An 18,863-nucleotide genomic window follows, 5' to 3' on the forward strand; every position below is an offset into this window, starting at 1 on the left:
CGCCCACCACGAGGAGCACGCGATGACCGCACGTCCCCCGATCGCCCGTCCGGGCGCCGCGGCCGATGCCCGCCCGGCCGCGTGCCGATCCCGCCGAGGCCCGTCGTGACGACCGCCCTCGCGTCGACCCGACTGCCGGAGTCGTACCAGCGCCGCACCCTGCACGAGAAGGAGGGCCGCGCCGGGTACGCGCTCGTCGCCCCCACCACGATCCTGCTGTCGGTCTTCTACCTCTACCCGCTGCTGCAGACCGTGGTCTACAGCTTCACCGACTGGAACCCGGGCGCCCCCGGCGCCACGAGCTTCGTCGGCCTCGACAACTTCGCGGGGCTCCTCTCCCCCACGAGCGGGTTCCTCGCGGCGCTCCGCAACACGGCGATCATCGCGATCGTGGTGGTCCCGGGATCCATGGCCGTCGGCCTGCTCTTCGCCGCCATGCTCGACGGCCCGTTCCGCGGCCGCTCGTTCTACCGGACCATGATCTTCGCGCCGCACATCGCCCCCACGGTCGGAAGCGCGCTCATCTTCAGCTACCTGCTCACGCCGCTCGGTGGCCTGGTGAACACGGCGCTGAAGCCCTTCGGCGTCAACCCGATCTCGTTCCTCACGACCGAGCCGTGGGCCATCGTCGCGGTCATCGTCTTCATCGTCTGGCAGCAGACGGGCTACACGATGATCATCTTCTCGGCGGCCCTGTCCACCATCCCGCCGAGCTACCACGAGGCCGCGAAGCTCGACGGCGCGGGCGTCGTCCGCCGGTTCTTCTCCATCTCGCTGCCGCTGGTCGCGCCCACGAGCGGGTTCCTGGTCATCACCGGCCTCATCAGCACGCTGCAGGTGTTCACGCAGGTCTACGTCCTCACGGGCGGCGGCCCGCTCGGATCCACCAAGACCGCCATCTACTGGATCTACGAGCAGGGCTTCCAGTTCTTCAACGGCGGCGCGGCCACGGCCGCCTCCGTCGTCCTCCTGCTGATCGGCATCACCGTGACCGCGATCCAGCTCAAGCTCCTGTCGCGCCGCGACACCGTCGAGATGCTGTGAAGGGCCCGTCATGACCATCTCCCTCGAGCACGAGACCGCCGCCGCCCCGGTGCCCCCCGCCGGTGGATCCCGCCACGCCCGCCCCGCGCGCCGCCGCCGGCCGCTGCGCCGGTACCTCCCGTCGACGATCCGCCACGTGATCCTCATCGTCGCGAGCGTGATCTTCTTCGGGCCGTTCGTCTGGATGGTGCTCGTGAGCTTCAAGTCGGCGCAGGAGGCGCTCTCCGTCCCGCCGACGTTCCTGCCCACGGAATGGCACCCGGAGAACTACACGCGCCTGTTCGAGATCGCGCCGTTCGGCCGCTTCTACGTGAACACGATCGTGGTCGCGGTGCTCTCCACGGCCGGGCAGGTGATCACGAGCCTCATGGCCGGGTACGCGTTCGCGCGGCTCCGGTTCCGCGGACGGAACCTGCTGTTCCTGGTGCTGCTCGCGGCGCTCATGGTGCCGTTCGAGATCGTGTTCACGCCGCTCATCACCCTGCTCTCGTCGCTCGGCTGGCTGAACAGCTACCAGGGGCTCATCGTGCCGAACATCCCGTCGATCCTCGGGGTGTTCCTGTTCCGGCAGTTTTTCTCGAACTTCCCGTCGGAGATCGAGGACGCGGCGCGCATGGACGGCACGGGCGTCTGGCAGCGCTTCCGGCTGATCATGACGCCCATGGCGACGCCGATGATCGGCTCCTTCGCGATCCTCTCCTTCGTCTACAACTGGAACAACTTCTTCTTCCAGTTCATCGCCGTGAACCGCACCGAGCTCTTCACCGTGCAGATCGGCCTCACGCTCCTCCAATCCCAGGAGGGCGCCTCGAACTTCAACCTGCTGATGGCGGGATCCACGCTCGCGGTGATCCCCGTCCTCCTGGTCTTCCTGCTCTTCCAGGGCCAGATCGTCAAGGCCATCTCCGGCGGCCTCCGCTAGGCCGCATCCCGCATCCCCGCACGGCACCCACCGCACCGCACCATCCCGCACCAGGAGGAATCCATGAAGCTCCGCCGCCCCTCGACGCGCTCCCCGCGCGCCTCCGCCCTCCGGCGGACCCTCGTCGCCGGAACGGCGATCGCGACCGCCGTCGCCCTCTCCGCGTGCAGCGGCGGATCCGTCACGGGCAACGTCGACGACGCCTCGGGCCGCACCACGATCACCATGTGGAACCAGGCCACGGGCGACGCGGCCACCAAGCTCACCGAGCTCGTCCAGCGCTTCAACGACGCACAGGACCAGTACACGGTGCAATCGCAGTTCATCGCGTCGGAGGGCTTCACGGCCCGCATGGTGCAGGCGCTCTCGAGCGACCAGGCGCCGAACCTCGTGATCAGCGACTCGGAGCCGTCGTCGCTCGGCGAGTCCATCGCGACCGGCAAGATCGTGCCGCTCGACGACAAGCTCGGCACGGGCGACCACGCGCTCAGCGCCGACGACATCCCCGAAGGGATGCTCGCCTCCGGGCAGTTCGACGGCACCACCTACGCGCTGCCGACCGACGGCGGCGACTACGCGATCATCTACAACAAGAAGATGTTCGCCGACGCCGGCATCACCGACACCCCCACCACCTGGGACGAGCTCGCCGCCGACGCGAAGACGCTCACCAAGGACGGGCAGTACGGCGTGTACCTGCCCATCGGCAGCAACGAGTGGCCCGTCTTCACCTTCCAGTCGATGCTGTGGAGCGCCGGCGGCGAGTTCCTGGACGAGGACGACTCGAAGGTCGCGTTCGACTCCCCGGAGGGCGTGAAGGCGCTCACCACCTGGACCGACATGGTGAAGGACGGCGTCGCGTACCCCTCGAGCGCGGCGGACAGCAACCAGAACCAGGGCGCTCCGTTCTTCAACGCGGGCCAGTTCGCCATGTTCATCGGCGGCGCGTACAACCTCAGCACGGTGCAGGAGGGGATCGGCGCCGAGAACGTCGGCGTCTTCACGTTCCCGCAGATCGACCAGCCAGCGATGAACACGGGCACCAACGTCTCGTACATCACGAAGGGCACGCCCGAGCAGGAGGCCGGGTCCTACGCGTTCCTCTCCTGGTTCATGCAGCCCGACCAGCAGGCCGAGTGGGACATCGCGAGCGGCTACCTGCCGACGAACACGAAGACCGAGGCGTCGGACACCTACAGCGCGTACCTGAAGGAGAACCCGCTGATCCAGGTGTTCGTCGACCAGCTCGACTACGCGCGCTCCCGCCCGTCGGTGTCGAACTACGCCGAGGTGAGCGCCGCGCTGGGCGCCGAGCTCGAGAAGGCGATGCTCCTCAAGGAGTCGCCGGAGGACGCGCTGAAGGCCGCGGCGGCCGCGGGCCAGGCGGCGCTCGACGCGGGGTGATCCACTCCCGCTGATGCGCCGACGGCGCGGTCCCTCGCACGAGGGGCCGCGCCGTCGTCGTGCGCGCCTAGGCCGTCACGCGCTCGGCGAGCGACGCCCGCCGCAGCTGATCCACGTCCGCGTGCACGTCGTCGACCCGCACCTCCGCGACGTGCGACGGGTCGTGGGCGCAGCGCTCGGCGGTCCAGCCGACCTGGGTCACGTCGACGCCGCAGACGGGGCAGCGCGTGGTCCAGCCGATGTGGATCCGGTGCCGCGTGCGCCCGAACGCCGCCGCGTTGACCACGTTGCCGAACCAGAACACGCCGACCGTGCGCGCGCCGACGGCCTGCGCGAGGTGGCGCGGGCCGCTGTCGTTGCCGAGCACCACGTCGGCGTGGGTGAAGAGGCCGGCGAGCTCGCCGAGGGTGAGGGAGTCGGCGAGCGAGGTGATCCGCTCGGCCTGCTCCGCGGGCAGCCCGTCGCGGCCCAGCGCGACGATGCGGTGGGCATCGGCCGCGTCCGTGGCGTCGCCCACGACGACGACCTGCGCGTCGTCCGCGGCGGCGCAGCGCGCGACCTCCGCGAACGACTCCACGGGCCAGCGGCGACGCGGGTCGGTGGCGCCCGGGTGGATCACGACGAGCCCGCCCGATGCGCCCGTCACGCGCTCGCCCGCGGCCGCCCGCTCGGCGTCGGTCACCTCGACGACCGGCTCCAGATCGGCGACGGGCGCCCCCGCGAGCCCCGCGACCTCGAGCCCGCGCAGCACCTCGTGCTGGTAGTAGACGTACGGGATCACGCGCTCGAGCCGCTCGGCGTCGTCGGTCGCGGTGCCCACGGTGTGGCGCGCGCCCAGCCGCAGCAGGAACGGGTTGGAGTTGCGGCCGCCGCCGTGCACCTGCACGGCGAGGTCGAAGCGTCGCTCGCGCATGCGGGCCGCGAACGCCTCGATCTCCGCGGGGTCCGCATCCGTGCCCGGCACGTCCCGCACGCCGCGCGCGACCGGCAGCACCTCGATCTCGTCGGGTCCGCCCGGACGCCCGGCGAGGAGCGCTCTGTGCAGCGGCGTGCCGAGCAGCGTGATCCTGGCGCCCGGGTACGCGGCCTTGAGCGCCGCCATCGCGGGCAGCGCGAAGATCAGGTCGCCGAGCCCGCCGCCGCGCAGCACGGCGATGGAGCGGACGTCGGGGAATCTCTCGTGGAGCGGGGCGACGACGGGCACGGGCGGCCTCCAGTTCGGGCGGTCGGGTCCCCCTTCCCGTTCCCCGCGGCGGGCGCGTCGAAACGCGGGCTCGCGTCCGGCCCTGTGCGGAGGCCGTCCGAGGCTGCCGCGCCCGCCGCTACGGTGACCTGTCAGACGATCGTCTGACATAGAGGCTGCGCGTCGACGGGCGGCCGCCTCCCGATCCCGCGCCGGCCTCCTCGGACGCCGACGCCCCCTCATGAGAGGCGCACATGCGCATCCGCCCCCTCCCCGCCGCGCTCGCCGGCGCGCTCATGCTCGTCGCACTGACGGGCACCGGCCCGACCGCCACCGCGAGCGGCGCTCCCGCGATCAGCACCTCCGCCGCCGCGAGCACCACCGCCGCCGGCTCCGGCTCCGCTGCCACGGGCGCCGGCCCCACCGCCCGCGTCGCCAGCGTCGAGGCGCTGCAGGCCGCCATCACCCAGCACGCGCACCACATCGTCATCACCACCTCCCTCTACGGCGGCACGTCGCCCGTCTACGTCGACGTGCTCGACGCGGCATCGAGCGGCACCGTCATCGAGGGCGCCACCCCGACGGTGGAGCTCGTGAACATCCAGCTGCGGATCTTCGACCTCACCTACGCGGGCGCCATCCACGACGTGACGGTGCGCGACCTCACCATGCACGGCCGCATCCAGGACCTCGTCGCGCTCACCGGTGCCGCGACGAAGCCCTACGGCGTCGGCGTCAACTACGAGGCCATCAGCGTGCGCGGGGCAGCGCACGTGACGATCGACCACATCGTCGCCTACGACACCACCGACGACCTCATGTCCGTCACCCGCGGCGCCGACGACGTCACCATCTCGAACAGCACGTTCTCGTACTCGCGCGCGTACGCGGACATCGACCCGTCCATCCGCTGGGACTGGGGCTTCGGCCTGCAGCCGCTCGCGTCCGAGCGCCTCGGGATCCTGGTGGGCGCCAACGCGAAGGACAGCTACGCGGTCACCGGCCATCTGCACGTCAACCTCGTGGACGACCACATCGGCCCGCTCGTCCGGGGACGGCCGCTGCTCCGCGGCGACGTGGACGTGAAGGGCGTGACGTTCGACAACACGCAGGCCGGATCCGAGCAGTACGCGGCCATCGAGGTCGGCAGCGGCGGCCGGGTCATCGTCGAGGGCTGCAGGTTCGACCACTCGAACAACCCCATCGTGATCCACCTCGACTCACCGTCGGACACCTACGCGCTGTTCGAGGGCGGCAACACCTTCACCGCGACGACGGGCACCATCGCGAAGGGCCAGCCGCTGCCGCCGCGGGCAGAGGCCACGCGGAGCTGACCCGGCGCCTCACGCCCGCGGCGCCCCCGCGCTCTCGCGCACCACGAGCCGCGTCGGCACGATGCGGTCGCCCGAGGGCTCGCGGCCGTCGAGCATCTCGAGCAGCACCTGCATCGAGCGGCGGCCGATCTCCGTGAAGTCCTGGTGCACGGTGGTGAGCGGCGGCCAGAACGAGCTCGACTCCTCGGTGTCGTCGAAGCCGACCACGCTGATGTCGCCCGGCACGTCGCGACCGAGCTCGTGCAGCGCGTGCATGATCCCGAGCGCCATCTGGTCGTTCGCGGCGACGATGCCCGTGATGTCGGCGCGCTGCCCGAGCTCCTTCCCGATGCGGTAGCCCGACGCCGTGGTCCAGTCGCCCTGCGCCGGATCCTCAGGCGCGAGCCCCGCGTCGAGCATGGTCGCGCGCCACTCGGCCGCGCGGCGGGCCGCCGAGTAGGAGGTCGACGGCCCGGCGACGTGCACGATCGCGGCGTGCCCGAGGTCCAGCAGGTGCTGCGTGACGAGCCGTGTGCCCTGCTCCTGGTCGGTGTCCACCACCACGAAGGGGTCGCCCGCGTCGGAGTCGATGATCACGACGGGCAGCCCCACGGGGATGATCACGTCGGCCCGGTCGAGCATGTGCGCCTCGATGATGATGACGACTCCGTCGACCGCCTCCTCCTGCAGCCGGCTGAACGCGCCGGCCACCTCGCCCTCGGTCGGATGCGGCACCGGCATCAGCGTGATCGTGTACCCGGCGCCGGACGCGGCCGTGACTATCGCGTCGAGCGTGCGCATGTTGCCGAGGGTGGAGAGCGTGAACATGATGATTCCGATGCTGCGGAAGCGACCGGTCTTCAGGGCCCGCGCGGCGCTGTTCGGCCGGTAGCCGAGCTCGGCCATCGCATCCATCACCCGCTGCCGGGTCGTGGCCTCCACGTTCTGCGCCCCGTTGGACACCCGGGAGACCGTCTGGGCGGACACCCCGGCGTGCGCGGCGACGTCGGCCATCGACACGGTGCGGCCGCCGGGCGTGCGCCGGCCACCCGACTTGACGGCCGACGGTGGAGATGTCATGGTTGCGAGCATCACAGATGTTTGCGCAAACACCCAATCGCCCCGAAAGGGGTGACGGCCCTCCCCCGGGGGCTGGATGCGCGGAGATCCCCCGACGAAGTGGAACAACATGACGACGATGTCGACCTCGGCCACCCGGCCGAAGGCGCCCGACGCGGCCCGCCCGAGCGGTCCCCCGATGCGACGCGACCGGCGACGCTGGACCGGGCTGGGCTTCGTCGCCCCGTTCCTCGTGGTCTTCCTCGTCGTCCTCATCGCGCCGGTCGGCTACTCGATCTACCTCAGCCTGTTCCAGGAGCGGATGATCGGCGGCAACTCGTTCGTCGGCATCGCCAACTACACGCAGGCGCTCAACGACCCGAACTTCTGGGACGCGCTCGGCCGCGTCGCCCTGTTCCTCGTCGTGCAGGTGCCGATCATGCTCTTCATCGCCCTGTTCGCGGCCCTCGCGCTCGACTCGGCCCGCCTGCACTTCACGGCGTTCTTCCGCATCTCGATCTTCCTGCCGTACGCCGTCCCCGCGGTCGTCGCGGCGCTCATGTGGGGCTTCATCTACGGCAACCGCTTCGGCCTCGTCGGCAACGTCGAGCAGGCCACCGGCTGGGACCTGCCCGACCTGCTCTCGCAGAGCTGGATCCTCGCGTCGATCGGCAACATCGTCACGTGGGAGTTCGTCGGCTACAACATGCTGCTGTTCTACGCGGCCCTCCGTGTCATCTCGCCGGACCTCTACGAGGCCGCCGAGCTCGACGGCGCGGGCCCGTTCCGCATCATCACCGGCATCAAGCTCCCCGCCATCCGCGGCGCGCTCGTCATCGGCGTGATCTTCTCCATCATCGGCAGCTTCCAGCTCTTCAACGAGCCGAACATCCTGCAGACGCTGGCGCCGAACGCGATCAGCTCGTACTTCACCCCGAACATGTACGCGTACAACCTGTCCTTCGCGGGACAGCAGTTCAACTACTCCGCCGCCATCGCGATCATCATGGGCGTCCTGACGATGGTGGTCGCCTACGTGGTGCAGCTCGTCGGCACCCGGAAGGACAGCTGACCGTGTCGACCCTCACCGGAACCCCCATCGCCGCGCCCGACGCCGGCACGCCCGTCCGCGCCACCCCGGCGGACAAGACGCCCAAGCGCCGCAAGAGCGCCGGCGCCCCACGCGAGCGCCGCAGCATCGTGCTCACGCTCGTCATGGCGCTGCTGCTCATCTACTCCGTGCTCCCCCTGTTCTGGCTCCTGGTCAACTCGACCAAGACGCAGGACGCGCTGTTCAGCTCGTTCGGCCTCTGGTTCTCGGGCGACTTCGCGCTGTGGGACAACATCCAGGGCGTGCTGACCTACGGCAACGGCGAGTTCGTCCGCTGGCTCGGCAACACGCTGATCTACGTGGTCGTCGGAGCGGGCGGCGCCACGCTGCTCGCCACCCTCGCGGGCTACGGCCTGGCGAAGTTCGACTTCCCCGGCAAGAAGATCGTGTTCGCGGTGGTGCTCGGCGCCGTCGCGATCCCCGGCACGGCCCTCGCGGTGCCGACCTTCCTGCTCTTCAGCCAGATGGGCCTCACGAACACCCCGTGGGCGATCATCCTGCCGTCGCTCATCAGCCCCTTCGGGCTGTACCTCATCTGGACCTACGCGGTCGACTCGGTCCCCGAGGAAATCCTCGAGGCGGCCCGGATCGACGGCTCGAGCGAGATCCGCACCTTCTTCACGATCAGCCTGCGGCTCCTGTCGCCCGGCCTCATCACGGTGCTGCTGTTCTCGATCGTCGCGACCTGGAACAACTACTTCCTCCCCCTGATCATGCTGAGCGACTCCCGCTGGTACCCCCTCACGGTGGGCCTCAACCAGTGGAACGCGCAGTCCACCACCGTGGGCGGCCAGCCGATCTACAACCTCGTCATCACGGGCTCGTTCCTCGCGATCATCCCGATCGTGATCGCGTTCCTCTTCCTCCAGCGCTACTGGCAGTCCGGCCTCTCGGCCGGCGGCGTCAAGGCGTAGCGCCCTCCGACAGCACCTCCGCACCTCCCCTCACCACCACGAAGAAGTGAAAGGCACCACCATGTCCATCTCGTTCCCCCGCAGGGCGAAGCGCGCCATCGCGCTCGGCCTCGGCATCGTCCTCGCGGGCTCCCTCGCGGCGTGCTCCTCCGGATCGGGCGGCGCCAGCGCCGACACCGCCTCCGCCGACGACCTCGCGAAGGCCCTCGACACGCAGTCCTCCATCACCGTCTGGGGCTGGGCCCCCGCGATCAAGCCGATCGCCGAGGCGTTCGAGAAGGAGCACCCGAAGATCACGGTCGACGTGCAGAACGTCGGCACCGGCGCCGACCAGTACACGAAGCTCCAGAACGCCATCAAGGCGGGCAAGGGCGCTCCCGACGTGGCGCAGATCGAGTACTTCGCGATCCCGCAGTTCGCGCTCGGCAAGTCCCTCGCCGACCTCTCCGGCTACGGCTACACGGACCTCAAGGACCAGTTCACGGCGTCCACCTGGAACGCGGTCACCGAGGGCGACGCCCTCTACGCGCTGCCGCAGGACTCGGGCCCCATGGCGATGTTCTACCGCCAGGACATCTTCGACAAGTACCAGATCGCCGTCCCCACCACGTGGGACGAGTACGTGGCCGCCGCGGAGAAGATGCACGCCGCCGACCCGAACCAGTACATCACCAGCGACTCCGGCGACGCCGGCTTCACCACGAGCATGATCTGGCAGGCCGGCGGCCACCCCTACAAGGTCGACGGCGACAAGGTCACCATCGACATGCAGGACGCGGGCGCCAAGAAGTACACGGCCATGTGGAACAAGCTCGTCGCCAACGGCTCGCTCGCCCAGACCCCCGGCTGGACCGACGAGTGGTTCCGCGGCCTCGGCGACGGATCCATCGCGACGCTGATCACCGGCGCCTGGATGCCCGGCAACCTCGAGGCGCAGGCCACCGCGGGCTCCGGCCAGTGGCGCGTCGCCCCCATGCCGCAGTACACCGCGGGTGACACCGCGACCGCGGAGAGCGGCGGATCCTCCATCGCCGTCATGCAGCAGTCCTCGAACAAGCTCGTCGCGGCGGAGTTCGCCAAGTTCACGACCGCCAACGAGGAGGGTCGCAAGATCTCCTTCGACGCCGGCGGATTCCCGTCGACCACGGCCGACCTGAACAGCCCCGAGTTCCTCGGCGACGCCCCCGAGTACTTCGGCGGTCAGAAGATCAACGAGGTGCTCAGCGCGGCCTCGAAGAACGTCGTCACCGGATGGCAGTACCTGCCCTTCCAGGTGTACACGAACAGCATCTTCAGCGACTCGGCCTCGTCCGCGTACTCCAACGGCACGTCGCTCGACCCCGTCCTCGAGGCGTGGGGCAAGGCGGCCGCCGAGTACGGCCAGCAGCAGGGCTTCACCGTCGACGTGAAGTAGCACCACCGATCGACCCGAGGGGAGGTGCGACGCGAGTCGCGCCTCCCCTCTCCCATGCCCTCCCTCACACAAGGACACGACATGACCGGCCTCCCCGCCACCAGCAGCCGCTTCCGCATCGGCGCCGACGACTTCGAGCTCGACGGCCGCCCGCACCGCGTCATCGCGGGTGCGCTCCACTACTTCCGCGTGCACCCCGACCAGTGGGCCGACCGGATCCGCAAGGCCCGGCTCATGGGGCTCGACACCATCGAGACGTACGTCGCCTGGAACGCGCACTCCCCCGAGCGCGGCGCGTTCGACACGAGCGCCGGCCTCGACCTCGGCCACTTCCTCGACCTCGTGCACGCGGAGGGCATGCACGCGATCGTGCGCCCGGGCCCGTACATCTGCGCGGAGTGGGATGGCGGCGGGCTGCCGGGCTGGCTGTTCGAGGATCCCGCGGTGGGCGTGCGCCGCAGCGAGCCGCTGTACCTCGCGGCGGTCGACGAGTTCCTCCGCCGCGTCTACGAGATCGTCGCGCCGCGGCAGATCGACCACGGCGGGCCCGTGGTCCTCGTGCAGATCGAGAACGAGTACGGCGCATACGGCGACGACGCCGACTACCTCCGGCACCTCGTCGACCTCACCCGCGAATCCGGCATCATCGTGCCGCTGACGACCGTCGACCAGCCGACCGACGAGATGCTCTCCCGCGGCAGTCTCGACGAGCTGCACCGCACCGGATCCTTCGGCTCGCGCGCCACCGAGCGCCTCGCCACCCTGCGCCGCCACCAGCCTACCGGCCCGCTCATGTGCAGCGAGTTCTGGGACGGCTGGTTCGACCACTGGGGCGAGCACCACCACACGACCTCCGCGGCCGACGCCGCCGCCGAGCTGGACGCGCTGCTCGCCGCGGGCGCCTCCGTCAACATCTACATGTTCCACGGCGGCACCAACTTCGGCTTCACGAACGGCGCCAACCACAAGGGCACGTACCAGTCGCACGTCACCTCGTACGACTACGACGCCCCGCTCGACGAGACCGGATCCCCCACGGAGAAGTTCTTCGCCTTCCGCGACGTGATCGCGCGCTACCGGTCCGTGCCCGACGAGGTGCCCGCGATGCGCGGCGACGCACCCGCGTTCGAGGTCGCGTTCGGCGCGGCCGTGCCGCTGGCCGACGTGGTGCCGGACGATGCCGCCGCCTGGCGCGCGACCGACGCGGTGCCGTCGATGGATCAGCTCGGCGTCTTCCGGGGGTTCGCGCTGCACCGGGTGGAGCTGCCCGCGTCGACCCGCACGCGCGTGCTCGCGTTCGGCGAGGTGCGCGACCGGGCCGTCGTCTCGGTCGACGGCGTGCGGGTCGGCGTGATCCAGCGCGACCAGCACGAGACCGCGATCACGGTGCCGCCCGGCCGGATCCTCGAGGTGCTCGTGGAGGACCAGGGGCGCGTCAACTACGGCGTGCGGATCGGCGAGGCCAAGGGGCTCATCGGGCCGGCGACGCTCGACGGCGCGGAGCTCACGGGATGGGCGAGCGTGCCGCTGGACCTGGACGCGATGGCGGCTGCAGTCTCGTCCGCCGCGTCCTTCGCTGAGGCGTCTGTCGCGGAGCCGGTCCGCTTCCTCGACGGGCCGGTGCTCGCGCACGCGTCCTTCGACATGGACGCGCCCGCCGACCTCTTCCTCGACACGCGCTCGTGGGGCAAGGGCGTCGCCTTCGTCAACGGATTCGCGCTCGGCCGCTACTGGACCCGCGGGCCGCAGCACACGCTCTACGTGCCGGGCGCGCAGCTCCGCGCGGGCCGCAACGACCTCGTCGTGTTCGACACGGGCGCGGCGGCGGATCCGGTCGTGGCGTTCCTGGCGCAGCCGGAGCTGGGGCACCTGGAGTCGTGATCCGCGCCTCCGTGTGAGGGACGGGGGAAGTGGGTACGGGCCGGGTGGGCGCGCGAGCGCCTTCCGCCCGCGCATCCCCGCGGGCCGCCGACCCCGCGAGGAGACCCGTGACCACCGACACCGCACTCGACATCGACGGCCTCATCGACCCCGCGGACGCCGAGGCCGGGCCCGGGACGCTGCGGATCACGGATCCGCGCGACGGCTCGCTCGTGGGCGACGTCGACGCGTCGACGCCCGACGAGGTCGACGCCGCCGTGCGCAGGTCGGTGGAGGCGTCAGCCGCGTGGGCCGCGACGCCGCCCGCCCAGCGCGGTCAGGCCATGCGCCGCGCCGCCCACACGCTCGCCGAGCACGCCGAGGAGCTCGCCGAGCTCAACCAGCGCGAGACCGGCAAGCCGATCGGCGATGCGCTCGGCGGCGTCGGCGCGGGCGTCGACACGCTGCTGCAGTACTCCGAGCTCGGACCGGTGCACCGCGGGAAGAGCCTGCTCGGCACGCTGCCGGCCGTCGACTTCTCGGTGCCTCGGCCGCGCGGCGTCACGGTCGCGCTGACGCCGTGGAACGATCCCGTCGCGGTGGCCGCGGGGATCATCGGCGCGGCGCTCGTGATGGGCAACACCGTGGTCCACAAGCCGAGCGAGCGCTGCCCGCACACCGGCGAGCTGCTCGGCCGGATCCTCGCCGAGGCCCTCCCCGACGGCGTGCTCGTCTCCGTGGTCGGCGGCGGCGACGTCGGCGACCGGCTCGTCGCGCACGAGGACACGCGCGTGGTCGCGCACGTCGGATCCACCGCCGCCGGCGAGGCCATCGCCCGCCGCGCCGCAGGCACTCCCACCCACGTGATCCGCGAGAACGGCGGCAACGACCCGCTGCTCGTCGACGCCGGCGTCGACCCCGCGTGGGCCGCCGCGCAGGCCGCCCTCGGCTCCTTCGCCAACGCCGGCCAGATCTGCACCTCGGTCGAGCGGATCTACGTGCACCGCGCCATCGCCGACCGCTTCACCGCCGCGCTCGTCGCGGAGGCCGAGCGCTGGAACTCCTCCGGCGACCTCGGCCCGCTGGTCGACGAGCGCATGCGCGACGCCGTGCACGACCAGGTCGCGGAGGCGCTCACCGAGGGGGCCCGCGCGCTCGTCGGCGGGCACGTGCCCGACGGCCCCGGATCCCGCTACCCCGCCACCGTGCTCGTCGGCTGCACCGCCGACATGACCGTGATGACGGCCGAGACCTTCGGCCCGGTCGCGGCCGTGCAGATCGTCGCGGACTTCGACGAGGCGCTCGCCCGCGCATCCGACGACCGCTACGGGCTCGCCGCGAGCGTGCTCACCGCGTCGATGGAGCACGCGCAGCGCGCCGCGGCCGAGCTGCCCGTCGGCACCATCAAGGTCAACGGCGTCTTCGGCGGCGCACCCGGCGGCGCCGCGCAGCCCCGCGGCCGCAGCGGATCCGGCTTCGGCTACGGCCCCGAGCTCCTCGACGAGATGAGCACGACGACGGTCGTGCACCTCGGGCTGCCGGTGCTCGACGCGGGGGACGCGCGATGACCAGCGAGCTGCGCGGGATCATCGGCCTGCTCGCCGAGCGCCGCCCCACCGTCACGGTCATCGGCGACGTCATCCTCGACGAGTGGTGGCGCGGCCACAGCGACCGGATGACCCGCGAGGCGCCTGCGCCCGTCGTCGACGTGACCGAGCGGATCCAGTCGCTCGGCGGCGCCGCGAACACCGCCGTGAACCTCGCGAGCCTCGGCGGCACCGTGCGGATGGTCGGCCTCGTCGGCCAGGACGCCGCGGGCGACCGCGTGCGCGACCTGCTCCTGGCGGCCGGCGTCGACGTGTCCGGCCTCGTGCACTCGCCGCGCCTGCGCACCACCACCAAGACGCGCATCGTCGGCGACGACCAGGTGATCGTGCGGGTCGACGACGTGCACCGCGGATCCGTCCACCGCGACGACGCGCGCGCCCTCGCCCGCGCCGCGCTCGAGGCCACCGCGGGCGTGGACGCCGAGATCGTCTCCGACTACGGCACCGGCACGCTGCACGGCGTGGTGCTCGAGTCGCTCGCCGCGCGCACGAGCCGCCCCGGGCTCACGGTGGTGGATGCGCACGATCCCGCGCTCTGGGCACCGCTCCGCCCCGACCTCATCACGCCGAACGCGGGTGAGGCCGGCCGCATGATCGACCGGCCGCTCGCGCGCGACGAGGACCGCGCCGCCGTGGTCGCCTCGCTCGCCGACCGGATCCTGGCAATCGCCGGATCCGCCACCGCCGTCGTCACGCTCGACCGCGATGGCACCGTCGTGCTCGGCGCGGGCGAGCCGTACCGCACGCGCGCGCACCCGGTGCCCGAGAAGCAGGCGTCCGGCGCGGGCGACACCTTCGTCGCCGCCCTCACGCTCGCGCGCGCCGTCGGCCTCCCGCTCGCGGTGAGCGCCGACTTCGCGCAGGCGGCGGCCGACGTGGTCGTGCGCCTGCCCGGCACGTCCGTGTGCTCCGCCGCGACCCTCGCCGACCACCTCGGCGAGACGCGCTCCCGCACGGTGTCGCAGTCCGAGCTCGTGGACCTCGTCGCGGGAGAGCGCGCCGCCGGCCGCCGGATCGTCTTCACGAACGGCTGCTTCGACGTGCTGCACCGCGGCCACACCACCTACCTCCGCCAGGCCAAGCGCCTCGGCGACGTGCTCGTGGTGGCGCTCAACAGCGACGACTCCGTGCGGCGGCTCAAAGGATCCGACCGGCCGGTGAACACCGCCGAGGACCGCGCGGGCGTGCTCGCCGAGCTCTCGTGCGTCGACGTGATCACCGTCTTCGACACCGACACCCCCATCCCGCTGCTCGAGGCGGTGCGGCCCGACGTCTACGCGAAGGGCGGCGACTACACGCCCGAGATGCTCGACGAGACCGCCGTGGTGCGGGCCTACGGCGGCGAGGTGTCGATCCTCGGATACGTCCCGTCGCAGTCGACGAGCTCGATGGTGGACCGGATCCGCGCCTCGGCGCCCGACCCCGGGTTCACGCGGCCGGCGGGGACGGCGACGTCGGCGCCCGTGCAGCCCCCGGCCCCGGCGGCGACAGCGGATCCTGACGGCTCCCCGTAGATCGAGACCGTCCCCCTGCCCACTGCTCGACCTCGGGAGTCGACTCGACGCGCGAGCGACGCAGCCCGCACCCGACGAGAGGACACCCCATGGCCATCGACCCCATCGAGCTCCAGAAGCACCTCAGCGGCCTCGACTACCCGGCGTCGAAGGACGCGATCGTGAAGAAGGCGGAGGAGTCGGGCGCCGACTCCGACACCCTCGACGCGCTCCGCGGCATCGCCGACACGGAGTACGACGCGCCCACCGCGATCAACTCCGCGGTCTCCGACGCGAGCTGATCCGGCTCAACGGCGTCAACCCGCCCCCGAAAAAGGGCGGGTTGACCTCTACAACATCAGACTATTGTTTCACCATTCAACGACGCTTTGACTCGTGTGATCAGCGTGTCGACGACGGAGCTCCATTCCGTTTCAATAACAGCCCTGGCCCGCAAACGCAGCTGCTCAGTAATTACCGGATGCACCTCGTGAATAAAAACAGGGAATATCGTCTCTCCTTGATCGTCATAAATAATGACGTCCGCGCCGCCTGCATGTGGCTTTCCAATGGCCACGAACAAAGATCGCACAGAGAGTGCGTACGCCGGCTCTGAGCACTCAAGTACGACTACGCGATGTTGAAATGGTATCTGTCGATAGCGTTCGTCTCGGGGTTCGGCATCTACGTACATATCCGATCGCAGGCTCACCCCTTCGGGTAGGGGGGTGTCATTAATAACGTCAGTCAAGGTCTCAGACATCAACCCAAGGACCCTCAGTCCAGTTTCTTCTAACTCCTTAATTGACAACCCCCCACGCCCCCGCTGCAATAGCGTCAATTCTGACAGACGCGCACTAATGTCCGGTCGGGTAGCCCTCCGCATATTTTCAACAACTAAGTTGATAGTGTCCACAACAGAATCGCGTATAAAGTTGGAAAACTCTCCGTACCGACCCTTATCCGCGGCCTCGAGCGCATCAAAATAGCGATGCTTTTGGTCTGCAAAAATAACCAAAGGGATACCGAAAGCGCGGTAAAGGAATATGGATGCAAGAGCTCGCGACACCCGACCATTTCCGTCTGCGAATGGATGTATCTGCACGAACGCGTAGTGGGCGTAGGCCGCCTGTGCAATGGGGCTCGCGGAGATAAATTCGGATGTCCTCATCTGCGCAATGAGCCGACCCATTTCGATGGGGACATCCATAGGTGGGGCATAGTGGTGTATTACAGACGCATCGGTGCTTGACGGACTGTTGGGAAATTCCTTATACGCACCCAAGCTGAGCTTGCGCTCCTGCGGCCCTAGCGACGTGCGAACGGAATAAGTGGATTGAGAACGACAAACAGCCTCATGTAGTGATTTTATCCAGTACTCTGAGATCTCGGTGTGGCTTGTTGCAGCGTCGAGCACCCACTCATACGCCGCTAGCTGATTGGTGATAGCACGAGAAGCTTCCAGGCCCTTGGCGCCCGCTATTCCCTCCCAACTTGCAGTCGATGCCGCCACTGAATATGTGTAGCCCCGCTCAGACTCATAGAGGCTTTCGATAGCGCCCGTTTCGACGGCCGCCCACTTATTTGCGGCGTCCAGCATAGATTCCCAAGTTTCCTTGGAAGCCGCCTCACGCGCCTGGCGGAGACGATTATCAAACTCTGCAATCAACCTGAGGTCGAGACTCGTACCCGCCCAGCTTTTGAAACTCGGTGCCGATTCATAATGCGTTGGGTTGACTTTACTTGAGCCAGTTACGTCAGTCATGGCAATCTCTTCATTCAAGGGTTCGTTGCGGCTTTGGAACGTCGGCAATTAGGGCCGGTACTGCTGCGGCTTGTCGAACCCCATCGGGTCGCCGTTGGACGGGTTCTGGCCGCTGCCGCCGAGACGGACCTTGCCGATCACGTAGAGGATCCGCGTGAGCACGCGGCCGAGGAAGCGGAGGACCGTCATCTCCCGACCGTACCGGCGACGGTCGGCGAGGCGGAAGGCGCCGGGCAGGATGGGGGCATGGACCACATCGCCCGCGCCGCCTCGCCGCGGTGCTCGCCGACGCGGAGATGCGGGACGCGTACGCGCGCGTCGTCCTCGGATCCGGCCTCGTCGACGCCCTCGCCCACCTCTCCCCCGCCCGCGCGCGGAAGGCCCGGGCGGCGCTCACCGGATCCGGCCTCGTCGCGCTCGCCGCCGACGGCACCGCGGCCGCGCCCGACGCCGTCTTCCGCACGATCCTCGCCCAGCAGCCCGCGACGCCGCCCGCCCAGGGCGTCGAGCGCTTCCTCCGCGACGGCCGCATCGTCCAGTGGCCGGCCTCCCCTGCGGACCTCGACGCCCTGCTGCGGCACGTCGTGGCCGAGGTGCTGGAGCCCGACGAAGTGCTCGACGAGAAGGCCCTCACGGAGCGCCTGCTGCGCCTCACCGACGACCACGCGCTCCTCCGCCGCCACCTCGTGGACGCGGGCCTGCTGCTGCGCACGCGCTCGGGATCCGAGTACGCGCGGGCGACGGACGAGCCGACCTAGCGCCCGAGGTCCACGCGCGCGGGTCCCGCTCGCCCTGGCACCGTCCTCCCTGCACGCGTGATTCCCGGCAGGGTTCTCGCGCGCGGCACCTCGGTCGCCGGTCCCGACCGAGTAGGCACCAGCGGCCCACCCCGCATCGCCCGCGACATGTCCGTCTCGAGGTTCGGCGGCGCCTTCGCCTCGGCCTGCTCCGCCGTCGTCCGGTAGACGCGGTACCGCGACACCGCAGGCGACTCCTCCGCCACCATCCGCGCGTTCGCCTCCGGCCGCGACCGTCCACCCGGATTCCCGTACACCCACGCCCCGAACTCGCTCGGCACCCACCGGCCCCCGAGCCCGTCGCCCCGCTCGGCCCGCTCGTTGCCCTCCTGCCACCGCTGCCGGATCCGCTCCTCCGACACCTCCCGCGGCACCTCCACGTCCACCACCTGCACGTCGTACCCGGCCCGCTCCAGCTCGCCCATGATCTGCCGCGCCTTGGTGTCCGACGACAGGACCGTGTCGATGACGACATCGCGCCCCTGGCTCAGAGCCCGCCGCCGCAGTCGGTCCGCGAGGTCCGCCGATTCCGTGTGGACCAGTGAGGACAGCTCCATCGGGTGGAACCGCTCACCCGCCGCTTCGCGTTCCGCCACGACGGGCGGTTTGATCCAGGAGTCGTAACTCCCCTCCGCGACCGCCTCATCCAACAGGCGGGTCTTGAACTCGTCGGCATCGATGGTGATGAACTCGCGAGATGCAGCGCCCAGCACGGAAGCGCGCGCCGTCGACTTCCCCGCGCCAGGTGGCCCGGCGAGGAGGATGGCGCGCTTGCCTGCGCCGTCGTTGGCAGCCGAGTCCATCGCTTCGCGAAGCAGGCGCTCATGGAGACGCCTTCGGTTCGACGTGGGTTCGCCCCCCTGCCACCAACGGGGGTTCCTCGTCGTGGCCGTGGGCGCGTCCCAGGCGATGGGGCCGCCGTCGACAGACAGCTGGCGCAGTGTCGCCAGGTGCTCAGACGGCTCCTCGACAGACAC

Annotated in this window: 17 protein-coding genes; 12 read left to right on the forward strand and 5 right to left on the reverse strand. The window is 70.1% G+C overall.

The genetic code is table 11. From position 1 onward, the window contains the following. Positions 1-105: 105 nt before the first annotated feature. The 3 genes from NL142_RS14145 to NL142_RS14155 all read left to right on the forward strand — a co-directional run bounded on the left by NL142_RS14145 (position 106) and on the right by NL142_RS14155 (position 3,370). Positions 106-1,044: a carbohydrate ABC transporter permease gene (locus tag NL142_RS14145; protein WP_194684396.1), complete on the forward strand. Its 939-nt coding sequence runs from the start codon at positions 106-108 to the stop codon at positions 1,042-1,044. A gap of 10 nt (positions 1,045-1,054) precedes the next feature. Further along, complete coding sequence (locus NL142_RS14150) at positions 1,055-1,966, forward strand: carbohydrate ABC transporter permease (RefSeq protein WP_435080218.1); 912 nt, start codon at positions 1,055-1,057, stop codon at positions 1,964-1,966. Between the two features lie 63 nt (positions 1,967-2,029). After that, on the forward strand, positions 2,030-3,370 hold the full coding sequence (locus NL142_RS14155; RefSeq protein ID WP_435080219.1) for an ABC transporter substrate-binding protein: 1,341 nt from the start codon (positions 2,030-2,032) through the stop codon (positions 3,368-3,370). A gap of 67 nt (positions 3,371-3,437) precedes the next feature. Here NL142_RS14155 and NL142_RS14160 read toward each other — a convergent pair whose 3' ends face one another. Then, complete coding sequence (locus NL142_RS14160; protein ID WP_435080220.1) at positions 3,438-4,574, reverse strand: glycosyltransferase family 9 protein; 1,137 nt, start codon at positions 4,572-4,574, stop codon at positions 3,438-3,440. Between the two features lie 233 nt (positions 4,575-4,807). On the opposite strand from NL142_RS14160, the gene NL142_RS14165 reads away from it, so the two are divergent. After that, positions 4,808-5,887: a hypothetical protein gene (locus NL142_RS14165; protein ID WP_435080221.1), complete on the forward strand. Its 1,080-nt coding sequence runs from the start codon at positions 4,808-4,810 to the stop codon at positions 5,885-5,887. A gap of 9 nt (positions 5,888-5,896) precedes the next feature. On the opposite strand, the gene NL142_RS14170 is transcribed toward NL142_RS14165, so the two are convergent. Further along, the gene (locus NL142_RS14170; protein ID WP_435080222.1) at positions 5,897-6,946 is read right to left on the reverse strand and encodes a LacI family DNA-binding transcriptional regulator; all 1,050 of its coding nucleotides are present in this window, start codon (positions 6,944-6,946) and stop codon (positions 5,897-5,899) included. Positions 6,947-7,055: 109 nt separating this feature from the next. On the opposite strand from NL142_RS14170, the gene NL142_RS14175 reads away from it, so the two are divergent. The 7 genes from NL142_RS14175 to NL142_RS14205 all read left to right on the forward strand — a co-directional run bounded on the left by NL142_RS14175 (position 7,056) and on the right by NL142_RS14205 (position 15,626). Continuing rightward, positions 7,056-7,997, forward strand: a complete 942-nt coding sequence (locus NL142_RS14175) for a carbohydrate ABC transporter permease (RefSeq protein WP_194684561.1) — start codon at positions 7,056-7,058, stop codon at positions 7,995-7,997. 2 nt (positions 7,998-7,999) lie between these two features. Continuing rightward, a complete protein-coding gene (locus tag NL142_RS14180) occupies positions 8,000-8,950 on the forward strand; it encodes a carbohydrate ABC transporter permease (protein ID WP_194684390.1) in 951 nt (316 codons plus the stop codon). 61 nt (positions 8,951-9,011) lie between these two features. Further along, positions 9,012-10,364 (forward strand): ABC transporter substrate-binding protein, encoded by a 1,353-nt coding sequence (locus NL142_RS14185; RefSeq protein WP_435080223.1) that lies wholly within the window; start codon positions 9,012-9,014, stop codon positions 10,362-10,364. An 81-nt stretch (positions 10,365-10,445) separates the two neighbouring features. Further along, entirely contained in the window at positions 10,446-12,245 is a 1,800-nt protein-coding gene (locus NL142_RS14190) for a glycoside hydrolase family 35 protein (protein ID WP_435080224.1), read from the forward strand. A 107-nt stretch (positions 12,246-12,352) separates the two neighbouring features. Further along, positions 12,353-13,792 (forward strand): aldehyde dehydrogenase family protein, encoded by a 1,440-nt coding sequence (locus NL142_RS14195; RefSeq protein ID WP_435080225.1) that lies wholly within the window; start codon positions 12,353-12,355, stop codon positions 13,790-13,792. Further along, positions 13,789-15,345: a D-glycero-beta-D-manno-heptose 1-phosphate adenylyltransferase gene (gene rfaE2 / locus NL142_RS14200; RefSeq protein ID WP_435080226.1), complete on the forward strand. Its 1,557-nt coding sequence runs from the start codon at positions 13,789-13,791 to the stop codon at positions 15,343-15,345. The genes NL142_RS14195 and rfaE2 overlap by 4 nt, the downstream gene beginning before the upstream one ends. A gap of 89 nt (positions 15,346-15,434) precedes the next feature. Further along, entirely contained in the window at positions 15,435-15,626 is a 192-nt protein-coding gene (locus NL142_RS14205; protein ID WP_194684385.1) for a DUF2795 domain-containing protein, read from the forward strand. A 56-nt stretch (positions 15,627-15,682) separates the two neighbouring features. Here the strand turns inward: NL142_RS14205 and NL142_RS14210 are convergent, their stop codons facing one another. Together NL142_RS14210 and NL142_RS14215 are read right to left on the reverse strand one after the other, a co-directional pair. Continuing rightward, the gene (locus NL142_RS14210; protein WP_435080227.1) at positions 15,683-17,089 is read right to left on the reverse strand and encodes a Fic family protein; all 1,407 of its coding nucleotides are present in this window, start codon (positions 17,087-17,089) and stop codon (positions 15,683-15,685) included. Positions 17,090-17,137: 48 nt separating this feature from the next. Further along, positions 17,138-17,278: a hypothetical protein gene (locus NL142_RS14215; protein WP_435080228.1), complete on the reverse strand. Its 141-nt coding sequence runs from the start codon at positions 17,276-17,278 to the stop codon at positions 17,138-17,140. An 89-nt stretch (positions 17,279-17,367) separates the two neighbouring features. On the opposite strand from NL142_RS14215, the gene NL142_RS14220 reads away from it, so the two are divergent. Then, positions 17,368-17,847, forward strand: coding sequence for a DUF2087 domain-containing protein (locus NL142_RS14220; RefSeq protein ID WP_435080229.1), 480 nt, complete (start codon positions 17,368-17,370; stop codon positions 17,845-17,847). Here the strand turns inward: NL142_RS14220 and NL142_RS14225 are convergent. After that, positions 17,844-18,863, reverse strand: a complete 1,020-nt coding sequence (locus tag NL142_RS14225; RefSeq protein ID WP_435080230.1) for a zeta toxin family protein — start codon at positions 18,861-18,863, stop codon at positions 17,844-17,846. The genes NL142_RS14220 and NL142_RS14225 overlap by 4 nt on opposite strands.

The organism is Clavibacter quasicaliforniensis, from assembly GCF_051201715.1.
GTDB classification, from domain to species: domain Bacteria; phylum Actinomycetota; class Actinomycetes; order Actinomycetales; family Microbacteriaceae; genus Clavibacter; species Clavibacter seminis.

Coding starts and splice junctions, on each gene's coding strand:
- NL142_RS14175 (WP_194684561.1), top strand. CDS start 7,056: ATGACGACGATGTCGACCTCGGCCACCCGGCCGAAGGCGCCCGACGCG.
- NL142_RS14155 (WP_435080219.1), top strand. CDS start 2,030: ATGAAGCTCCGCCGCCCCTCGACGCGCTCCCCGCGCGCCTCCGCCCTC.
- NL142_RS14170 (WP_435080222.1), bottom strand. CDS start 6,946: ATGACATCTCCACCGTCGGCCGTCAAGTCGGGTGGCCGGCGCACGCCC.
- NL142_RS14190 (WP_435080224.1), top strand. CDS start 10,446: ATGACCGGCCTCCCCGCCACCAGCAGCCGCTTCCGCATCGGCGCCGAC.
- NL142_RS14215 (WP_435080228.1), bottom strand. CDS start 17,278: ATGACGGTCCTCCGCTTCCTCGGCCGCGTGCTCACGCGGATCCTCTAC.
- rfaE2 (WP_435080226.1), top strand. CDS start 13,789: ATGACCAGCGAGCTGCGCGGGATCATCGGCCTGCTCGCCGAGCGCCGC.
- NL142_RS14185 (WP_435080223.1), top strand. CDS start 9,012: ATGTCCATCTCGTTCCCCCGCAGGGCGAAGCGCGCCATCGCGCTCGGC.
- NL142_RS14165 (WP_435080221.1), top strand. CDS start 4,808: ATGCGCATCCGCCCCCTCCCCGCCGCGCTCGCCGGCGCGCTCATGCTC.
- NL142_RS14205 (WP_194684385.1), top strand. CDS start 15,435: ATGGCCATCGACCCCATCGAGCTCCAGAAGCACCTCAGCGGCCTCGAC.
- NL142_RS14150 (WP_435080218.1), top strand. CDS start 1,055: ATGACCATCTCCCTCGAGCACGAGACCGCCGCCGCCCCGGTGCCCCCC.
- NL142_RS14210 (WP_435080227.1), bottom strand. CDS start 17,089: ATGACTGACGTAACTGGCTCAAGTAAAGTCAACCCAACGCATTATGAA.